The sequence below is a fragment of the Streptomyces sp. SAI-170 genome, assembly GCF_049739565.1.
GTDB lineage: Bacteria > Actinomycetota > Actinomycetes > Streptomycetales > Streptomycetaceae > Streptomyces.
Window position 1 is genome coordinate 2,988,650 of record NZ_JBMGQD010000001.1, and the last position, 15,672, is coordinate 3,004,321.

The window sequence follows — 15,672 nt, forward strand, 5'->3', positions numbered from 1 at the left end:
TTTTTCATTCCGAGACACCTGTTCCGATCCGCGAGACGATTTCGTCCCAGTAACCGGGCATGGCCTCCCAGGGGTCCTCCCGGCCACCGTGCTCGGTGCGGTCGGTGAACCAGATCGTGGCCGCGCCCTGCCAGCGGGCGATGCGCAGCGCCTCGTCGAGATGGCCGCGGGGCACCCCGTGGACGAAGTGGCAGAACCGCTCGGGCGGATACTCGGCGGTCCACTCGGCCGCCTGCGACCAGCGGTAGTCGCTCCAGGACCCGGAGAACGTCACGAGTTGGTCGGCGCTCTCGGCGTACCCGGGATACGGGTGGATGCCGTGGCCGAGGACGATGTGCGGGCTGTCGGCCATGGAGCGCAGCGTGGTGACCGTGCGGCGGATCTCCGGCAGGGCGCCGCGTTCGGTGGGGCTGCGGTCGAGGAGGAAGCCGTCGACCCGGTACCACTCCAGATAGCGGTGCGCGTCGGAGATCACCTCGCCGAAGGGCCGGGCGCCATAGGTGGTGTCGAGCCGGCCCAGGACCCGGACGCCCGCGGTGCGCAGGCGGCTCGCGGTCTGGAGGCAGTGCGGGTCGGGGCGTACGCCGGGCCCGTCCGAGACGTCGAGGACGGCCCAGTGGACGGGCATGCCGGGGCGGGTGAGCTCGGCCCACTCGGCCGGTGCGACCAACGGATGCGCATAGCCGGGGACGCCGAGGCCGGTGCGGACGTCGGTGCTCGCGCTGCCGGCCTTCGCCCTGGTCAGATACGGCATGCCGCCTCCATCCAGATGTCGGCGAGCGACTCCTCCAGATTGATGCGGGGCCGCCAGCCGAGCCGGTCGCGCGCGGTGCGCACGTCGGCCTGCTGCCAGCTGCCGCAGCCGTCCGGGTACGGGTAGGCGACGGGTGCCGCGTGGCCCGGGTGGTCCGCGTCGCCGCGCGGGTGCCCGATGGAGGTCCGCAGGGCGCCGGGCGGGCCGTCCAGCTCGTGCAGGGCGCCGCCGTAGCCGGCCACCCGGGCGAGGACGGCCGCGGCGTCACGCAGTCGCACGGCACGGCCGGAGCCGATGTTGATGACGCCCTGGGCGGCCGACAGCGAGGCGGCGTGCACGGCACGGGCCACGTCCCGGACGTCGACGAAGTCCCGCTGGGCGCCCAGGCCGCCGAGCTTGAGTTCGCCGTCGCCGGACTGCATCGCCCGGCGCATGGCCTCGGCGAGCCGGCCGAGCGGCGACCCGGCCGGGGTGCCGGGGCCGGCCGGGGAGAAGACGCGCAGCACGACGGCGTCGAGGCCGGAGCCGAGGACGAGTTCGGTGGCGGCGAGCTTGCTGACGCCGTACGGGCCGCCGGGGCGCGGGACGGCGTCCTCCGCGGTGGAGGAGCCGGGCTGGCTGGGGCCGTACTCGGCGGCGCAGCCGATCTGGACGAGGCGGGCGCCGCAGCCGCTGCGGCGCAGGGCCTCGCAGACGGTGGCGACGGCGACGGTGTTGTGCCGGGTGAGGTCGCGGGCACCGCCGCGGGTGGCGCCGGCGCAGTTGATGACGACGCCCGGGTGCACGGCGTCCAGGAAGCGGGTGAGCGCTCCCGGGCTGCCGGAGGCGAGGTCGAAACGGACGTCGGCGTCGTCGCCGCGGCCGAGCGCGGTGAGCTGGACGGCCGGGTCGGCGAGCAGGCGGTCGGCGACGAAGCGGCCGAGGTAGCCGTTGGCTCCGATCAGCAGGACCCTCATCGCGCGCCCTCCTGGGTGTGCGCTTCGGTGGTTGCGGGCGTCTGGGCACCCGCGGCGGCCGAGCCGGCTCCGACACCCGCGCCGGCCCCGGCATGTGCGGTGGCTCCGGTGGCCCCGGCACGTGCAGCGGCTACGGACACGCCCGTGGCGCCGTGTGCTCCGGGTCGGGAGGTGGTCATCTGGTGTTCTCCTTACAACAGGGTGGTGCGAGTGCGGGTGCCTTCGGCTGCGCGACCTGTCGGTCCTGCGGGCGGCGGCCCGGGTCACCGCCGGTCACGGCGACGGCGTCGGGTGCGCGTGGGCCGAGGCGCGGGTCAGGGTGCGGCCGGCGTGGATCAGCAGGGTGAGGGCGCCGGCCGCGCAGATCAGGGCCGGTACGCTCCCCGCGCCCCAGGCGTCGAGGAGCTCCTCGGCGGGGACGGAGAGGAAGCCGCAGCCCGGGAGGCGGCCGGCGAAGACGCCGGCCAGGGCGATGGCCTCGCCGGACGCGCACGCCGTGAGGACGACCGCGGGCGCGTGGGTGAAGCCATGTGCGGTCAGCAGCCGCGCGAGCAGCAGGAGCGCGCCCAGGGCGAGGGTCGGGGCGTACCCGGCGGGCTCGTCCAGGACCGCGGCGCACAGTGCGAGCAGCGCGGCCAGCGCGCCCAGGTACAGGGCGAACGAGCCGAGCAGCAGCGGCCGTACGGCGGAGGCGAACTCCTCCAGGCCCCTGCTGGAGGTGAGCCTGCGCCGGGCCCGGCCGGCGAGGAGGCGGGCGCTCCAGGCGGCCGGGGCGCAGGACAGGGCCAGGGCGAGGAGCGGTGCCGTGGCAAGCGGCCAGGGGCCGTCAGGGGCGCCGGTCGGCAGCGTGTCGGGGCCTCCGGTGGCCGCGGTCCGCAGCAGGCCGTCGCCGAGAGCGGCGTATCCGAGGAGCCAGCCGATCCAGACGCCGGTGGCGGGACGGGCGGCCGACGGGGCGCCGTGCCGGCTCAACGGGCCGCGCGCGAGGGCGAGGCGCAGCCCCAGTCCCACGGCGAGCACCCCGGCAGCGGCCACCAGCAGACGTGTCTGCCCCTCGGTCAGCCGCAGCCCGGCCACCGCCGCCGCGCACAGCGCCCCGGGCAGCAGGGCCCACAGCGCCCAGCCCCACTCACGCCCCACCGAAGCCGAAGCCGAAGCCGAAGGCGAAGCCGAGGGAAAGCCCTGCGAGTCCCCGTCGCGCGGGACCCGCGCGAACATCTCCTCGGCCAGCGAGAACACATCCCGGTGCCGGAAGCGCGCGGCGGTCCGGTCGGTGACCCCGTGCGCCTCGAGCCCGGCCGCGATCTCCAGCGGATCCACCGCCCGCTCGCACAGCTCCCGATGACGGTGCATCAGCGCCTTCACCGGGTCCACGGCACCCCGCCGAGGGACGGCCCGAGGGACCTCGGCACCGGAAGCGGCCTCTCCGGCACGCCCGGCAGTCCCGGCAGCCCCCTCCGCCAGCCACCTCTCCGACCGCTCGTCCCACGCCCCCGCCCCGCTGGGCATACCGAGCCGGCTCTCCGTGTCGCTCATCGCACCCCCTCGGTCACGGCACCCCGTACGGCCCCCGATACCGACGTCGCCCGCACCGGCGGCCCCGCGGCCCAGCCGGGGACCGGCCCCGAGGCGGGTGCGGGCCAGCGGCCCGGGACGTGGGCCTCGGCGGGCACGCCGAAGGGCAGCGGCTCACCGGTGTCGTCGAGGACGACCCGGCGGACGGGGCACTGCGCGACGATCTCCAGGTAAATGCCGTGAAATGCCGTGATGTTCTGCTCGACGGTGAACAGCTCCAGCGCGCGGGCGCGCGCGGCGGCACCGAGGCGCGCACGGCGCTCGGGGTCGCGCAGCAGCGCCACGCACGCCTCGGCGAGCGCCCGCGGATTGCGCGGCGGCACCACGAGCCCCGTACCGCCGATGACCTCCACGACCGCGCCGACGTCGGTCGACACGGTCGCCCGGCCGCAGAGCATCGCCTGCACGAGGCCGAGCGGGAAGCCCTCGACGACGCTGGACAGCACGACCACCGCGCCGGACGCGTACGCCTCGGCGAGGTCGGGGGCCTCCGGGCCGCCGAGTTCCTCGAAGGAGACGGGGTTGTCGCCGATCGAGTGCAGCCCCGCGGCCTCGTCGGGGAAGAGCTGGGCGGCCAGCACCCGGCAGTGCTCCAGGTAGGCGGCCCCGTCGGCTCCCCCGTCGCCCGTGTCGATGACCCGCAGCCGCGCCCTCGGCTCCTCCTTGCGGATCTCCGCGAACGCGTGCAGCAGGGAGACGAGGTCCTTGGTGGGTTCGACGCGGCCGACCCAGACCAGCGTGTCGGGGTCCGCGCCCTCGGGCGCCTCACCGACCTCGGCGAACCGTTCGGCGTCCATGCCGGGGTGGACCGTGCGCAGCTTGGCCCGGTCGGCGCCGCACCGTTCCTGCCAGCGGCGGGCATGGGCGTTGCCGTGGGTGACGTACGCGGCCCGCCGGTAGGTCTCGGCGGCGAGCCGGCCGTGGAAGGCGGCGAGCAGGGCCCGCACGACGGGCGCCTCGTCCGTGCCGGAGGCGAGGTAGTGGCTGCGCAGCCGGACCCCGTACTCGGTGACCAGCAGGGGCACCCCGCAGAGGCGATGGGCGAGCAGCCCGGGCAGGGCGCCGGTGCCGCCGGACGCGGCGTGGCACAGGTCGACCGCACCGAGCCCGTCGTCCTCGTACCAGTCCAACGACAGGGGGCGCAGGGCCCGTTCCAGGTGCGCGGCGACGGCGAGCAGGTCGGGGACGCGTGCCTCGTGGGCGGCGCGCGGGGCGCCGAGCGCACGACAGGCGCGTTCGAGGGCGCGTACGGCGGTCTCGGAGCGCAGCGCCGCCACCAGGCCGCCCTCGTCGCGGGCGAGCTCGGCGAGCCCGTACAGCGCACTGGCGAAACGGTCCGCCTCAGGGGCGCAAGAAGGGGGCGGGGCGCCCACGGAGACCGCCTCGCACAGGGCGGCGGCCAGCTCGGCGTAGCACTCGGTGAAGCGCCGGCGCGCCCGGCGGCCGTGGCTCACGCCGTCCTCCTCGGCCGTCCACAGTGCCGCCGTGCGCACCCGGCTGACCTGCGGGGGCAGCGGGATCAGGCCCTCGGCCTCCTGGCGCGCGTCGCGGCTGAGCGCGTACACGTGGAACTCGTGCTGCCCGAGTCCGCGCACGAGACGGTCGCACCACAGCCTGGCGTCACCGCTCACATACGGATAGCCGCCCTCCGTAAGCAGTCCGATGCGCACGCGTGCACCCCCGTTCTCCCGAATCAGGAACCGCCGTTGACCCGGCGGCTCGCAGCGGGACGAACGTAAGCGGACAAGGTGGTGGTGCGACGGACGGTTGTCCGTCGCACCACCAAAAGGGGTGAACGGTCGTAACTTTCGCGTGCGGAGCGCGTTCCGTCGCGCTAAGAGATCACGGATCTACGGAACGTGACCACCGGCGACGGGCGCGTCAGCTGTTCGGGTACGCCCAGGGGTTGGGCAGGCAGTGCACGCCGTCGTGGTCGAGGAACTTGGTCTGCTGCTGCATGACCGGCGCGAGATCGCCGTCCTCGTCGCAGGTCACATGGTGGAAGCCGAGCCGGTGTCCGACCTCGTGGTTGATCAGCATCTGCCGATAGGCGTGGATCTCGTCGCCGAACGTCTTCGAGCCCTGTGCCCACCGGTAGGCGTTGATCATCACGCGCTCGGTGGCGGCCGAGTCGCACGAGACGTTGTCGACGGTCGTGTCCAGGCCGGACTCGGCGCACCACTCGGCGGTCGTGCCGGGGCTGGCCAGGGTGATGACGAAGTCGGGCTGTCCGGAGTAGACGCGTTCGAAGGTGCGGCTGCCGTTGTGGGCCCAGCTCCGGTCGTCGTTCAGCGTCTTGTGCACGGCCTGCGCGAACAGCTCGCCGTCCAGGCCGAGCCCCTGCTCGACGTCCACCCGGTAGGTGAACTTCTGCCCCTGGCCGGGCGCCTTGTCGATGCCCCGGATCGCCTCGAACTCACCCGAGCCGACGAGCTCCGGATCGAGCGGGTACTTCTTGTCCATCTTCTGCTCGTACGTCAGCGGTGCCGCGCTCGGCGACGTGGACGGCGTCGGCCGCCCGTCCCCGCGCGAGGCCGAGCCGGCGACCCCTCGCCCCTGCTGGGTGGCCGACTGGGGCCCCATGGCGGGGTCCTTCCCCCGGTCGGTGACCTGGCCCGTCACCACGACCGCCAGGACAGTGGTCACGGCCGCCGCCGCGATCCCGGTGAACGCGCGCCCCTTGCCGCCCTTGCCCCGCACCGACTCCTCCTCTACGGGGGGCTGCGGCGGCGCGCCCTCCCGCTGCGTGCCGGTGGCGTACGAGTCTGCGGCCGGCATGGCCGTACGACGCCCGAAGTCGCCCCCGTTGCCGCTGCCGGCGCCCTCGGCGTCGAACGCCGCGAGGTACTCCCGCCGCGGTCCACCGGGGGGCGCCTGCCGCTGCCGAGGCAGAGTGGGCCCGCCACCCGCCGGCGCGCCCCTCACCTCACCCCAGCCCCCACCGGCTTCCCGCTGCTCGGGATGCCCTCCCCGCACCTGCGGCATCCCGTGCGCGGGCGTCCCGTCGAAACGCGGAGTGCCTTGCGCGGGCGTGCCATCAGGGAAACGCGGCACGCCCTGCGCAGGCGTGCCATCAGGAAAACGCGGCACGCCCTGCGCAGGCGTCCCGTCCGGTCTGAGCGGCGCTCCGAAACCAGGCGCCCCGCCTCCAGGCCGCTGAAACTGAGGCTGCCGCGGAGGCTGCTGCTGGTACTGAGGCTGCGGCTGCGGCTGATACTGAGCGCGCTGCTGAGGCTGCTGCTGGTACTGAGCCTGTTGCTGTTGCTGACGCTGAGGCTCCTGAGGCCGCTCACGCGGCTCCCGCTCCGGCGGCGCTCCCGCGGCTCCCGAGGCCCCCGCTCCCAGGAACTTCCGGCGCCCCCCTATGTCCGCAGCGGTGCCCTTGGGTGCAGGGCCGCGGCGGCTGTGGCGTCCCACCGGCGCCTCAGCTCCTCTTGGTCTCGGTCGTGTTCACGGCACCGCCCTCGGCTCTGGTCGTGGAGGCGAGCAGGTCCCGGAAGGCGGTGGCCACCGTCTCGGGGTACTCCATCATGGCCACGTGCCCGGCGTCCGGAAGCGTCAACAGGCGCGAGTCGCGGAAAGCGCGGGCCGCCCTGTGGGCCATTCGGAAGCCGACCATCTGGTCGCGTGCGCCGTAGATCAGCAGGGTCGGCGCGAGGACCCGTTCCGCCTGACGCCACAGTCCGTGCTGGCCACCGAGGGTGTACGCGTCGACGATCCCGCGCGCGGAACGCGCCATCGCGTCCCAGAAGTACGGCAGCTGCAGCCGCCGCTCCATCTCCTCGACGGCGTTGCGAAATCCCTCCGGCGTCACCCGTCCGGGGTCGCCGTAACACAGCGCCAGCATCCCGCGGACCCGCTGCTCGGCCGTCCACTCCTTGGTCAACCGCGCGAAGAGGGCGGCGACGCCCGGCAGGGCCAGCAGCGCGGTGGGCACGGCGGTGCGCTGCACGCGCAGCTCCGGCAGCGCGGGCGAGACCAGGGTGAGCGTGCGCACGAGGTCCGGTCGTACGGCGGCGACGCGGGTGGTGACCGCGCCGCCGAGGGAGTTGCCGAAGAGGTGCACGGGGCCGCGCCCGGCGGCGTCGAGATAGCGGATGACCGCCCGCGCGTGCCCGGTGACCGAGTAGTCGCCGTCGTCCGGCGGCGGGGAGTCGCCGAAGCCCGGCAGGTCGAGCGCCTCGCTCTCGACGACCCCGTCGAGCACCCGCATCAGCTCGGTCCAGTTCTGCGAGGAACCGCCGAGGCCGTGGACGTACAGCGCGGGCGGGAGTCCCTCGCGCGCGGGCGGCCGGGAACGCACCGTCAGGGTGATCCCGGGAAATGCGACCGAGCGCAGCCGCTCGCCTTCCGCGACCCGGACGGGCGCCACCTTCGGGAGCACGGTGGCGGTCGGCACGGACGGCAGCTCGGTCGAAGACATGCGGCAATGTTACGAGGTGATCACGCACCGGCCCATGCGTGTCCCTGTGTTCGGCGTCACAGCATGCGCTCGCGTACCGCATGCACCGCGTGACCCTCCGAACGCGGATCGCATAGCGTGCGGATCGGGTGTCTCCTACGCTCGTACAGAGGGCACCCGCGTGTGGCCCCTGCTTTTCCCAGGGACGTTCGTAGGCGTACGCAGGAAGGGAGCCCAGCCATGACTGTCGACCCCACCGATCCCGAGACGTTCGAGGACGAGGAGACACGGGAGAGCGAGGAGTACGGCGTCGAGGCGCCGGAAGCCGACGCGGCCGAACAGCACACCGACGTCGCACCGGACCGCGACGACTCGCTGAAGGACATCGACCCGGGCCGGGGCAACGAGGCGGACCTGGCAGAGCAGGCCCGGGTCGTCTCCCTCGACGAGGACGACTACCGCTGAGCAGGCAAGAGGCCGAATTCTGCCCCTTTAGCCCCTGTTCAAAACCGTCTGCGCGGCTTTCGCCGCCGTCCGGTACGTGAAATTCTGCGCTCGCACCGCGCACACCAGGGTTACCCAAAAGTACGATGGCGGCGCGGCGCACACCGCATGTGGACGATTTTGGGAGGCGGCGTGACAGCCATCGAGCAGACAGAGGCGGCACGCCCGCGAGGCACGCGCCTGCCGCGCCGTGCCCGACGGAACCAGCTGCTGGGCGCCGCTCAGGAAGTCTTCGTGGCGCAGGGCTATCACGCGGCAGCGATGGACGACATCGCCGAGCGCGCCGGCGTCAGCAAGCCGGTGCTCTACCAGCACTTCCCGGGCAAGCTCGACCTGTATCTCGCACTGCTGGACCAGCACTGCGAGTCCCTGATCCAGTCCGTGCGCAGCGCGCTGGCGTCGACGACCGACAACAAGCAGCGCGTACGGGCGACCATGGACGCCTACTTCGCGTACGTCGAGGACGACGGCGGCGCGTTCCGTCTGGTCTTCGAGTCGGATCTGACGAACGAGCCCGCCGTGCGCGAGCGCGTCGACAAGGTCACCAACGACTGCGCGGAGGCGATCTGCGACGTCATCGCCGAGGACACCGGGCTGTCCCGCGCCGAGTCGATGCTGCTGGCGTCGGGTCTGGGCGGCCTCGCCCAGGTGGTCGCCCGCTCCTGGCTGCACAGCGACCGCAGCGTCCCGCGCGACCAGGCGGTGCAGCTGCTGACCTCGCTGGCGTGGCGCGGCATCGCGGGCTTCCCGCTGCACGGCACGGATCAGCACCACTGAGGTTCGTGGAAGAGAAGCAGAAGAGAAGCAAGAGACAAGCACCAAGGACAGCCGCCGGGATTTGTTCCCGGCGGCTGTTCGCTGTTGGCGTGGCCGCGCGGACCGTGTCCGTCCCCTCACCGGGCTAATGTGTGCTGGGTACGGCGCGGATGTCCGCGCACTTCACTGACCGTTCGGAGGGACTTAGCCGTGGAGGTCAAGATCGGCGTGCAGCACGCGCCGCGCGAGATCGTTCTGGAGAGCGGTCAGACTGCCGAGGAAGTCGAGGCCATCGTGGCGGAGGCGCTGTCCGGCAAGTCGCAGCTGCTGAGCCTGGTGGACGAGCACGGCCGCAAGGTCCTCGTCCCGGCCGAGCGCCTCGCCTACGTCGAGCTCGGTGAGCCGGCGCCCCGCAAGGTGGGCTTCGGCGCCCTGTAAGCGATACGCCCGGATGAGGGGCCCGGCGGCTTCGGCTGCCGGGCCCCTCGTGCGTGCCGGTTCACGGACGGAGCAGGTCCAGGCCCTGTGAGGGAGGATTGGATTCCGCAGGTCAGGGGTATGACGGACGAGGACCGCGAAGCACACTGCCGGCCGCGTGGGAGGGACCCTTCATGATCTTGGAAGCGCTCGGCTCCGCTCTGCTCGGCCTCGCCCTCGCCTGGACCGCGACGCACCGCCTGGCCCATCGCCTGCCGTCCCGCCCCTTGGTCCTGTCGACCGGCGTGGCCGGCGCCCTCTTCGGTGACTTCATCACCCACACCGCCCTGGACGCCGCCGCGATTCCCCTGAGCCTCCTGGGCGCCCTGGTCGTCTCGGCGGCGTCCCTGTCCCTGCTGGTCCGCCCGGCGGGAAGAGTGCGCCGACGATCGGTGACGGCCTGAGGGGCATGCCCTAGGGGGCGTTACGCCGCCAGGCCCAGCGCAGCCATCCGCTTGGTGTGCGCCTCGGTGATCCGCGAGAACATCCTGCCGACCTCCGCGAGGTCGAACCCGTCGGCCACGCCGCCCACCAGCATCGTGGACAGCGCGTCGCGGTCGGCGACCACCCGCTGCGACTGCGACAGCGCCTCACCCATCAGCCGGCGCGCCCACAGCGCGAGGCGCCCGCCCACGCGCGGGTCGGCCTCGATCGCGGAGCGCACCCGGTCCACGGCGAACCCGGCATGCCCCGTGTCGTCGAGGACGGCCAGCACCAGGGAGCGCGTGTCGGAGTCCAGCCGGGCCGCGACCTCCCGGTAGAAGTCGCTGGCGATCGAGTCACCGACGTACGCCTTGACCAGGCCCTCCAGCCAGTCCGACGGCGCCGTCTGCTTGTGGAAGCCGTCCAGCGCGGCCACGAACGGCTCCATCGCCGCCGTCGGCTCCTCGCCGATCTCCGTCAGCCGGTCCCGCAGCCGCTCGAAGTGGTGGAACTCCGCCGACGCCATCTTCGCCAGCTCCGCCTTGTCCTCCAGCGTCGGCGCCAGCTTCGCGTCCTCGGCCAGCCGCTCGAACGCCGCGAGCTCGCCGTACGCGAGCGCGCCGAGCAGGTCCACGACCGCGGCGCGGTACTGCGGCTCGGCGGACGCCTGCGCCCAGTCCTGGGCGGCGACGCCGGTGGGTTCGGCAGCGTTCTCGGGGGCGTTGTCAGGCTTGTCAGAGGTCGTCATGAAGCGCACAATAGCCCGCTCGCCGCACGGGGGAAGTCCCTGGTCAGTCACTGTGACCACGACGACGCGAAGGACCGCGCCCAGGAGTGTGACGACGACAACGTGACCGAATCGGCCATCACGTGTGCGCCAATCCGGGGTATGGTGGTAATGCGCCTGCTGGTACGTAGGCACGTTCGACACGTCATGCCGACGCGTCGGACGCACCGTACCTCGACAGGCCGCACGTATGAGGATGCCCGGTCGGTGGCCCGATCGGCTCCGACCCGACAGCCCTCCCCGACCGTACGGCACTGTGCGTACGGCCCCCGGAGGGGGACACCCTCAGCGGTACGAGCGCTAGAGCGTCGGCAGAGGTCCCGTGCCCCACGGCCAGCCCGTGAGGCGGCCGACGTCCCCCGGCACGGTCAGACACGACCCCCGCGCTCGCCTCGCGCCGCGCACACAGAAGAGGCAGCACCCTGACTACGACGTTCCGAGAGCTCGGAATCCTTCCCGAGACCGCCGAGGCCCTGGAGGCCGTCGGCATCGTCACCCCCTTCCCCATCCAGGAGATGACCCTCCCCGTCGCCCTCTCCGGCACGGACGTCATCGGCCAGGCCAAGACCGGCACCGGCAAGACGCTGGGCTTCGGCCTCCCGCTCCTCGAGCGCGTCACCGTCCCCGCCGACGTCGAGGCCGGCCGCGCGAAGCCCGAGGACCTCACCGACGCACCCCAGGCGCTCGTCGTCGTCCCCACGCGCGAGCTGTGCACGCAGGTCACCAACGACCTGCTGACCGCGGGCAAGGTGCGCAATGTGCGCGTCGTCGCCATCTACGGCGGCCGCGCCTACGAACCGCAGGTCGAGGCCCTGAAGAAGGGCGTCGACGTGGTCGTCGGCACCCCGGGCCGGCTGCTCGACCTCGCGGGCCAGAAGAAGCTCGACCTCAGCAGCGTGAAGTCCCTCGTCCTCGACGAGGCCGACGAGATGCTCGACCTGGGCTTCCTGCCCGACGTCGAGAAGATCATCAACATGCTCCCGGCCAAGCGCCAGACCATGCTGTTCTCGGCGACCATGCCGGGCGCGGTCATCGGCCTGGCCCGCCGCTACATGTCCCGGCCCACGCACATCCGCGCCACGGCGCCGGACGACGAGGGCGCGACGGTCGCGAACATCAAGCAGTTCGTCTACCGCGCGCACAACATGGACAAGCCGGAGATGGTCGCCCGCATCCTGCAGGCCGACGGCCGCGGGCTCGCGATGATCTTCTGCCGCACCAAGCGCACCGCAGCCGACATCGCCGAGCAGCTGCAGACCCGCGGTTTCGCGGCCGGCGCGGTCCACGGCGACCTCGGCCAGGGCGCCCGCGAGCAGGCGCTGCGCGCCTTCCGCAACGGCAAGGTGGACGTCCTCGTCTGCACCGACGTCGCCGCGCGCGGCATCGACGTCGAGGGTGTCACCCACGTCATCAACTACCAGTCCCCCGAGGACGAGAAGACGTACCTGCACCGCGTCGGCCGTACGGGCCGCGCGGGCGCCAAGGGCACGGCGATCACGTTCGTCGACTGGGACGACATCCCGCGCTGGCAGCTGATCAACAAGGCGCTGGAGCTGGGCTTCAACGACCCGGTGGAGACGTACTCAAGCTCCCCGCACCTCTTCGAGGACCTCGGCATCCCGGCCGGCACCAAGGGTGTCCTGCCGCGCTCGGAGCGCACGCGCGCCGGGCTGGCGGCGGAGGAGCTGGAGGACCTGGGCGAGCCGGGCGGACGCGGTCCGCGCGGTCGCGGTGGCCGGGGCGGCCGTGAGGAGCCCCGCTCCGCCGAGCGCGAGCGCTCGGCCCGTACGCCGCGCCGTCGCCGCCGTACGCGCGGCGGAGCGACGCTGGAGGAGGGCACGGCGGCCGTCGCCGGTACGACCGCTCCGGCGCCGGAGGCTGTCGAGGCCCCCGCCGCCGAGGGCGTGACCACGCCGCGCACTCCGCGCCGCCGTCGCCGTACGCGTGGCGGTGCCTCCGGTGCGCCGGTCGCCGCGACCACGGCGCCGGTCGCTGCGGCCGCCGAGGTCGTCGAGGCGCAGGCCCCGGCTGTGCTGGACGCCCCCGAGGCGCCGGTGACGCCGGTGACGTCGACGACCGGGGAGACCGCGGAGGCCAAGCCGCGCCGCCGCCGCACCCGCCGCTCGGCGGAGACGGCGACCGAGGCCGCTGTGGTGGAGGCCCCGGCCGCGGAGGTCGTGGAGACGCCTGCCGTCGAGGCGCCCGAGGTCCCCGTCGTCAAGCCGCGTCGCACCCGTAAGGCGGCCGCGTCCGCCGAGGCCGCGGTCGACACCGCCGAGGCCACCGAGGCCAAGCCGCGCCGCCGTACCCGTAAGGCCGCCACGGCCGAGCCGGAGGCGCCCGCCGCCGAGATCCCGGCCCAGGCCACGGAGGAGCCGGAGGCCGAGCCGCGCCGTACGCGCAAGGCTGCCGCCACCGCCGTCGACACGGCCGAGGGCGTGGAGGCGAAGCCGAAGCGCACCCGCAAGACGGCCGCCGCCAAGGCCGCCGAGGCCGAGGTCACGGAGACCGCCGAGGCCAAGCCGAAGCGCACCCGCAAGACCGCCGCCTCCGCCGCGACCGAGGCCGTCGACACGGCCGAGGCCGCCGAGGCCAAGCCGCGCCGCACCCGCAAGACCGCGGCCACGGCGCCGGTCACCGATGCGGAGACCGCCGAGGCGAAGCCGAAGCGCACCCGCAAGACGGCCGCCGCCAAGGCCGCCGAGGCCGAGGTCACGGAGACCGCCGAGGCCAAGCCGAAGCGCACCCGCAAGACCGCCGCCTCCGCCGCGGCCGAGGCCGTCGACACGGCCGAGGGCGTGGAGGCCAAGCCGAAGCGCACGCGCAAGACGGCCGCTGCAAAGGCCGCCGAGGCCGAGGTCACGGAGACCGCCGAGGCCGCGCCGAAGGTCCGGCGCACCCGCAAGGCCACGGCCGCCGCGCCCACCGCCGAGATCCCGGCGCAGGCCACCGAGGAGCCGCAGTCCAAGCCGCGGCGCACGCGGAAGACGGCCGCCACGGCCACGGACGCGGAGGCCAAGCCGCGCCGCACCCGCAAGGCCGCGGCTGCCGCCGAGCCCGTGGAAGGCTGATCCGAACGCCCGACGGCCCGGCTCCCCTCACCCGGGGAGCCGGGCCGTCGGCGTCTTCGCGGGTCGGCCTTCCCGTTACGCTCACCCCGTGAGCAAGCCCCCGACTCTGGACCCGCCCGTCGGCGCCCGCGCCTACCGTCTGCACACCGCGCGCGGTGACTTCGCGGTCGTCGATCACGACGTGGAGCCCGGCCGGCCCCGCAAGGGCGTCGTCCTGCTGCTGCCCGGGTTCACCGGGAGCAAGGAGGACTTCCACCTCCTGCACCAGCCGCTCGCGGCCCGCGGCTACCGCACGGTGGCGGTGGACGGCCGCGGACAGTTCGAGTCCGAGGGGCCGAGGGACGACGAGTCGGCGTACGCGCAGCAGGAGCTGGCGCGGGACGTGCTCGCCCAGGCGGCCGCGCTGCGGGGCGCAGGCCCGCTGCACCTGCTCGGCCACTCCCTGGGCGGCCAGATCGCCCGCGCGGCCGTGCTGCTGGACCACTCCCCCTTCGCCTCCCTGACCCTCGTCGCCTCGGGCCCGGCGCGGATCTCCGCCTCGCAGCAGGCGCGCGTGAAGCTGCTGCATGACGCGCTCGCGGTGATGACGATGGAGGAGGTCTGGGAGGCGATCCGGGCGACAGACCCGCCGGAGGACGTCGACGGCCCCTCCGGCAACCAGGACCATCTGCGCCGCCGCTGGCTGCGCCACCAGCCGGCCCAGCTCCTCGCGACGGGCCGACAGCTGTGCTCGGAGCCGGACCGGGTCGCCGAACTGGCCGCGCTCCCGCTGCCGTTCCATGTGCTGTCGGGGTCCTTCGACGACACCTGGCCGGTGCCGCTGCTGGACGAGATGGCCGTACGGCTGCACGCGCACCGCACGGTCGTCGAGGGCGCCGAGCACTCTCCGAACGTGGACCAGCCGCTGCGCACGGCCGAGGCCCTAGCCGACTTCTGGGACGGCGAACCCGTCTAGTACTGCGTCTGGATGTGCTCCCAGAACCCGTCCCGCAGCGCCCGCCGCAGGTCGGCCTGGCCGCGCAGGGAGTACTGGAGCATGCCCTCCGCCTCCACCAGCAGGTCCTGGTCGACCGAGCCGGGCAGATAGGGGTGGCCCGGCAACAGCTCGACGAGTGCCTCGCGGCCGCGCTCGGCCAGCCACTTGGCGGCGATCTGCGCCCCGACGAACCGCACGTTCTCGCGGGTGGGCCGGTTCACGGTGCCGGCCGGGTCGTAGACGGGGGCGGCCGTACGGCGGCTGACGTACGGCTTGAAGAAGTCGAGGTCGAGGGTGCGCTGGCTGTCGACCTCCCACAGCAGCGGCTCGGCCTGGTTGCGCCCCTCCGGTGCCTCGATGCCCCACAGGTGCACGCGGGCGCCGTAGCCCTGGGCCGCCTCGACGGCGGAGACCAGGTCCTCGTCGCCGCCGAGGAGGGCCGCGTCGCTGATGGCGCGGTGCCGGGCGAGGGACTCCAGGTCGCTGCGGATGAGGGAGTCGACGCCCTTCTGCTGGTTGTTGGCGTTGAGGTTGCCGAGGCGGACCTTGACGTCCGGCAGCTCGGCGATCGACTGCTGCTCGAGGGTGTGGATGCGGCGCCGGGCACCGTCGTACCAGTAGACGCGCAGCAGCCGGCTGTCGGCGAAGACCTGGCGGGCGCGGTCGATGAACCCCTCGATCAGCCCCTCGGCGTCCAGGTCGAAGGCGCGCCGGTCCTCGGTGCCGGCGACGAGCCGGCCCGCGGCCGCGTAGAGGTACCCCGCGTCGACGAAGATCGCGTGCGTCGAGGGGGTCTTCGCCACCTCGGCGAGCATGCGCTGGAGCAGTTCGTTGGTGCGGTCGATGCGGGCCGCAAGGGCCGCGAGGTCGTCGTTCATCGCTGCCCATTGTCCTTATCGTCACGCTGCGAGTACAACTGATGCCGTAGGGTCCACGAGACGCTCCTCAGGACGCCCCTTACTCGCTAGTAATTAGTTGTTCGAAAAATTTC

General features: G+C 73.5%; 14 protein-coding genes. 6 read left to right on the forward strand and 8 right to left on the reverse strand.

Annotated elements, in window-relative coordinates:
• Positions 1 to 4: 4 nt before the first annotated feature.
• The 6 genes from RKD23_RS13145 to RKD23_RS13170 all read right to left on the reverse strand — a co-directional run bounded on the left by RKD23_RS13145 (position 5) and on the right by RKD23_RS13170 (position 7,708).
• Positions 5 to 754, reverse strand: coding sequence for a spherulation-specific family 4 protein (locus tag RKD23_RS13145; protein WP_424853847.1), 750 nt, complete (start codon positions 752 to 754; stop codon positions 5 to 7).
• Positions 742 to 1,710 (reverse strand): NAD-dependent epimerase/dehydratase family protein, encoded by a 969-nt coding sequence (locus RKD23_RS13150; protein WP_404042398.1) that lies wholly within the window; start codon positions 1,708 to 1,710, stop codon positions 742 to 744. Before RKD23_RS13150 ends, RKD23_RS13145 begins: the two co-directional genes overlap by 13 nt.
• A gap of 273 nt (positions 1,711 to 1,983) precedes the next feature.
• The gene (locus RKD23_RS13155) at positions 1,984 to 3,246 is read right to left on the reverse strand and encodes a hypothetical protein (RefSeq protein ID WP_424853848.1); all 1,263 of its coding nucleotides are present in this window, start codon (positions 3,244 to 3,246) and stop codon (positions 1,984 to 1,986) included.
• Positions 3,243 to 4,955 (reverse strand): DUF3492 domain-containing protein, encoded by a 1,713-nt coding sequence (locus RKD23_RS13160; protein ID WP_424853849.1) that lies wholly within the window; start codon positions 4,953 to 4,955, stop codon positions 3,243 to 3,245. Before RKD23_RS13160 ends, RKD23_RS13155 begins: the two co-directional genes overlap by 4 nt.
• 211 nt (positions 4,956 to 5,166) lie before the next feature.
• Complete coding sequence (locus RKD23_RS13165) at positions 5,167 to 6,702, reverse strand: DUF3152 domain-containing protein (RefSeq protein ID WP_424853850.1); 1,536 nt, start codon at positions 6,700 to 6,702, stop codon at positions 5,167 to 5,169.
• Between the two features lie 7 nt (positions 6,703 to 6,709).
• Complete coding sequence (locus RKD23_RS13170; RefSeq protein WP_424853851.1) at positions 6,710 to 7,708, reverse strand: alpha/beta fold hydrolase; 999 nt, start codon at positions 7,706 to 7,708, stop codon at positions 6,710 to 6,712.
• 219 nt (positions 7,709 to 7,927) lie between these two features.
• Here RKD23_RS13170 and RKD23_RS13175 point away from each other — a divergent pair, with 219 nt between their 5' ends.
• The 4 genes from RKD23_RS13175 (at position 7,928) to RKD23_RS13190 (ending at position 9,828) form a co-directional block, all read left to right on the forward strand.
• On the forward strand, positions 7,928 to 8,152 hold the full coding sequence (locus RKD23_RS13175) for a hypothetical protein (RefSeq protein ID WP_424853852.1): 225 nt from the start codon (positions 7,928 to 7,930) through the stop codon (positions 8,150 to 8,152).
• Between the two features lie 171 nt (positions 8,153 to 8,323).
• A complete protein-coding gene (locus RKD23_RS13180) occupies positions 8,324 to 8,968 on the forward strand; it encodes a TetR/AcrR family transcriptional regulator (protein ID WP_404042404.1) in 645 nt (214 codons plus the stop codon).
• 189 nt (positions 8,969 to 9,157) lie between these two features.
• A complete protein-coding gene (locus tag RKD23_RS13185; RefSeq protein WP_404042405.1) occupies positions 9,158 to 9,385 on the forward strand; it encodes a DUF3107 domain-containing protein in 228 nt (75 codons plus the stop codon).
• A 173-nt stretch (positions 9,386 to 9,558) separates the two neighbouring features.
• The gene (locus tag RKD23_RS13190; protein ID WP_424853853.1) at positions 9,559 to 9,828 is read left to right on the forward strand and encodes a hypothetical protein; all 270 of its coding nucleotides are present in this window, start codon (positions 9,559 to 9,561) and stop codon (positions 9,826 to 9,828) included.
• A 20-nt stretch (positions 9,829 to 9,848) separates the two neighbouring features.
• Here RKD23_RS13190 and RKD23_RS13195 read toward each other — a convergent pair whose 3' ends face one another.
• The gene (locus tag RKD23_RS13195) at positions 9,849 to 10,604 is read right to left on the reverse strand and encodes a ferritin-like fold-containing protein (protein ID WP_424853854.1); all 756 of its coding nucleotides are present in this window, start codon (positions 10,602 to 10,604) and stop codon (positions 9,849 to 9,851) included.
• Between the two features lie 545 nt (positions 10,605 to 11,149).
• Between RKD23_RS13195 and RKD23_RS13200 the strand changes: the two genes are divergently transcribed.
• Positions 11,150 to 13,705 carry a DEAD/DEAH box helicase gene (locus RKD23_RS13200; RefSeq protein WP_424853855.1) on the forward strand — a complete coding sequence of 852 codons (2,556 nt, stop codon included), beginning with the start codon at positions 11,150 to 11,152 and terminating at the stop codon, positions 13,703 to 13,705.
• Between the two features lie 88 nt (positions 13,706 to 13,793).
• Entirely contained in the window at positions 13,794 to 14,660 is an 867-nt protein-coding gene (locus RKD23_RS13205) for an alpha/beta fold hydrolase (protein WP_424853856.1), read from the forward strand.
• Here the strand turns inward: RKD23_RS13205 and RKD23_RS13210 are convergent.
• Complete coding sequence (locus RKD23_RS13210; RefSeq protein WP_424853857.1) at positions 14,657 to 15,559, reverse strand: NYN domain-containing protein; 903 nt, start codon at positions 15,557 to 15,559, stop codon at positions 14,657 to 14,659. The genes RKD23_RS13205 and RKD23_RS13210 overlap by 4 nt on opposite strands.
• Between the last annotated feature and the right edge of the window lie 113 nt (positions 15,560 to 15,672).